This is a genomic window from Micromonospora sp. ALFpr18c (assembly GCF_008868155.1).
GTDB lineage: Bacteria > Actinomycetota > Actinomycetes > Mycobacteriales > Micromonosporaceae > Micromonospora.
Genome location: NZ_WBKR01000325.1, coordinates 1 through 3,700, shown reverse-complemented (window position 1 = coordinate 3,700; position 3,700 = coordinate 1). Strand labels below are relative to the sequence as shown.

General features: G+C 55.8%; 3 protein-coding genes. 2 read left to right on the top strand and 1 reads right to left on the bottom strand.

Annotated elements, in window-relative coordinates:
* Positions 1–287: 287 nt before the first annotated feature.
* Positions 288–527: a hypothetical protein gene (locus F8271_RS30475; RefSeq protein ID WP_151493247.1), complete on the bottom strand. Its 240-nt coding sequence runs from the start codon at positions 525–527 to the stop codon at positions 288–290.
* 542 nt (positions 528–1,069) lie between these two features.
* Between F8271_RS30475 and F8271_RS30470 the strand changes: the two genes are divergently transcribed.
* A complete protein-coding gene (locus F8271_RS30470; protein ID WP_151493246.1) occupies positions 1,070–2,704 on the top strand; it encodes a P-loop ATPase, Sll1717 family in 1,635 nt (544 codons plus the stop codon).
* Between the two features lie 374 nt (positions 2,705–3,078).
* Entirely contained in the window at positions 3,079–3,471 is a 393-nt protein-coding gene (locus tag F8271_RS32720; protein WP_192580530.1) for a DUF4145 domain-containing protein, read from the top strand.
* Positions 3,472–3,700: the final 229 nt, after the last annotated feature.

The window sequence follows — 3,700 nt, the reverse complement described above, 5'->3', positions numbered from 1 at the left end:
AGCCCACGACGTTCACCCTCGGTGATCGGCGGTGATGGCGTCTCACCGCTGGGGGTTGTCACAGTCAGTACGGAGATCAGAGATGATGACATCTGCGGGTGGAGTCCTCGGTGTCGTGCAGTCCTAGAGAAACTCCATGATCACCCTGAGGGCTTCACCCGCTCCAACCGCCTCCACATAGGCCAATCACCCAGCATCATCCCAGCTCACCAGCTTACCGAACGAGAACGCAACAGCCCTGGTCGGTTCACGCAGCCTCAATTGGCGCATCTTAGCGTCGAAGCTGGCTACGCCCGCCAGGCGATTAGCAGGAAATAAAGACCTGCTGTTAATCGCCTAGCAACACGCCAACCGCCATCAGCCAGGACTTTTTCAGGCCGGCACTGGTCGATCATCAAATCGCGAACATTGGCCTGGCTCGAGCTTGACCAGGCAACATGTACACCGAAGCCAACTGACCCGATTGATTGGGTCAGTTCAGCCTCACATCCAATCAAGAGTGTCACACCAAAAATCACCGAACCCACGACGACTTAGATTATAAAAGCCAACGTGACGTCAACGCTCTGACCTTAGAAGACTGCAAGCTTGTGCGTCTGACCCAGAAGGGAGGCATCACCTGCTTCGTAGATCGGCGCAGCACTGTCACCACAAGCTCGGCGTGTCCGAAATCGGACAGTACGGCGGGTCGTGAATGACAATTTTTTCAGCTTGTCCTTGCTCCCTGGACCATCCAACGAGCAAGCAACCGCACCTAGCTGAGGGGGCGACGCTGGCGACGCCACCACGCCACGGCATCCCAGGGCAGCGCTGTTCAGACAGTCAGAGACAGTTCGGTTCGATAGCGGAAGTAAGCACTCAAGCCCTCAGCGGTAGGGCTCCTTTTGTCTGCAAGCGAGATATCAACTTTAGGGCCGATATTACGGTAATGACGGATCTCGCAGAAACCCTCGGGGGTTGCGGCGCAAATGACCTTGTGCTATCTGTTACCTTGCAATATGCATTTCTGACCAGAGGATGAGGATGTGTTGCCGTGCCGAGGACCCGTCGACTCCGGAGCGATTTCAACTTGGGAGCTGGACAGGCCGAAGCCGACCCCCTTCTCAGTGAAGCCTTCTATGAATCAGGCGATTACCGGGCGATCCGATCGCGCCGAGACCCTCGCTGCTTCGTAGTCGCACGTACCGGTGCTGGCAAATCAGCTGCCCTGACCCACCTTGAGGAAGAATTCCCGGGAAAGGTCATCAGGATTGCCCCGCAAGACTTATCACTCCCGTATATCACCGATATCCAGGCCGTCAAATACCTGGATCAGTTGAATGTGCGTTTGGATCTCTTCTTTGAGGCACTATGGAAGCATGTCCTGCTTGTTGAGATCATTCGCCACAGATACAGCGTCGACTCCCCTGTCGCAAAGCAGAACTTTCTCCAAACCCTAGTGGAGAAGATTAGCCGCGACCCAGGCAAGCGCGAGGCGCTAAAATATCTTGAAGAATTCGAGGGAAAGTTCTGGTGCGAAACCGATCAACGGGTTCGTGAGATTGTCGATAAATTCGAGAGGAGTGTTGAGCGAAATGCGGGCACCGATCTCGGCTGGAATCGGCGGGCTGGCGACCTGGGCGGGAATCGGCCCGCTGCATTGGACAAAGACCGAGCCGAGGAAGCAGACTATTATCAACGGATTGTCAACGAAACACAGCTCGCCCGCTTGAATAAGATGATCTCAGTCCTGAACGAAGACATCATCGACAGCCCGCAGAACGCGGTTTACGTCATCATCGATGATCTCGATACACAATGGGTGGACGAGCGCCTTTCAAACGATTTAGTGCGATGCCTGTTCAGCGCCGTTCTCAGCTTGAAGCGTGTTCAAAACCTGAAAGTCCTCGTGGCGCTTCGAACTAATATCTTCGAAAAAATTGACTTTGGTCAGCGCGGGGCGCAGGGCGAGAAGTTTCGTTCGCTAGTGCTAAACATGAAGTGGACCCGATCAGACCTGCGTGAAATGCTCGACGAACGAGCGCGGGCGGCCGGCCGAGAAGCCGGCCTAGAAATCGATTCAATCTCGGACGTTATTCCTCACACCAACACTCGCCGCGGGGATCCCATAAATCACATATTTGACCGGACCCTTCTCCGGCCCCGTGACGCCATCTCCTACCTGAACGAATGCTTCAGCTCGGCTATTGACGGTGGCAGCAGGCTCACATGGGAGGACATCAGCGGCGCGGAGAGGGCCTACTCGTCGGACCGACTATTAGCGCTTCGCGACGAGTGGGGTCCTTCATACCCGGGAATAATGGATGCCTTCGAGGTCTTCCGGGGGTGCCCGTACCCGATGACCAAGTTGGAGTTTCAGAGTTATCTCGACGAGGTCATGCTTCTGCCCGCAAAAAGGCATTTCGAAGGCGTCGAGTGGGTCGAGTTGCTCTCGAAGGACATGTGGAACTCAGGAAATGGAAAGCTCGAGTGGATCAAGGTCTACAAGCCCCTCATTGCCCTCTTCTTCAATTTTGGATTCATCGGCTGCAGGGAGGGAAGAAGCTCGGAAGCCTTATACGCTCACGATGAGCCAGACTACGTGGATCACGACATGAAGTTCACCCCGGATTGCCAGTTCTTCATCCATCCAGCTTTTCATTGCGCGCTGGATATCCAGATCGCAGAGTCGGAGCGCCGGCGCCTGTCCCTCCACCACCATTGATACCGCATGAGCGGCCCGACCGAGAGCAGGACGAAGGGTTGGATGGCCGCTCACCCACCTGTGGTTACTTAGGGGAAGATATGACTGCGCCACCTGCCAGGGACTACGGAAACTTCGTCGAACCCATGCCGGACCTTGACGCTTACCACTGCGCTTTTGCGAACTGCGCTACCTATACTCAACAGCAAGAGATGACCGTAACTTTCAGCCTGAAGACCATTGGAATCAAATGGCTGGCCCGGCGTTGCCAACGATGCTTTCGGCCTACCCTCTGGGCGATAGAGGATGCAACAGCGACTGACTGGAAACTGGTCCACCCGCCTCGCATTAGCGGCCAACCTGCCCACCCCGATATGCCTGCTCAGATTCTTGCCGTGTATCAGGAAGCTCAATCCGTGGCAGAGCTGTCCCCCCGCAGTGCTGCGGGCCTGCTTCGCCTTGCCCTCCAAATGCTGGTCGACGAATTGGTCCCCGGACCAGGCGCGCTCGACGGCAAGATTGGTAAGCTGGTAGCCCAGGGATTGGATCCTCGAATCCAGCGAGCCATGGACGTGCTACGCGTAATTGGCAACAACGCAGTCCACCCTGGTCAGATTGATCTCGAGGGAAACGCATCAATCGTTCGTTCGCTATTCGGCTTACTCAACCTTGTTATCGAGCAGATGATATCTAGACCAAAACACATCGATTCCATTTTCGATATTCTGCCTGAGGGGGCGCTCGAGGGCATCGAAAGACGCAACCTTAGAGCCGTCAATTCGTCCTAGCCTTAGGGACTACTTTGCCCAGCCAACCTCGATCCGTCAGAGGGTATTGATCCCTTGGTACGGCTTTCGGCTTGACCGTTTTGTCCCTTATGGTGTGAGGTGTGTGCGTCGTCTGTCACGACGGTGTGCCGGGTCTCCGATTCCCGGGGTGCGGCCCTTTCCGGCTCGCTGGGACGGTTGTTGCTGGTCAGGTGGGTGTGGGTAGGGCGTTCAGGCGTTGCCAGCAGAG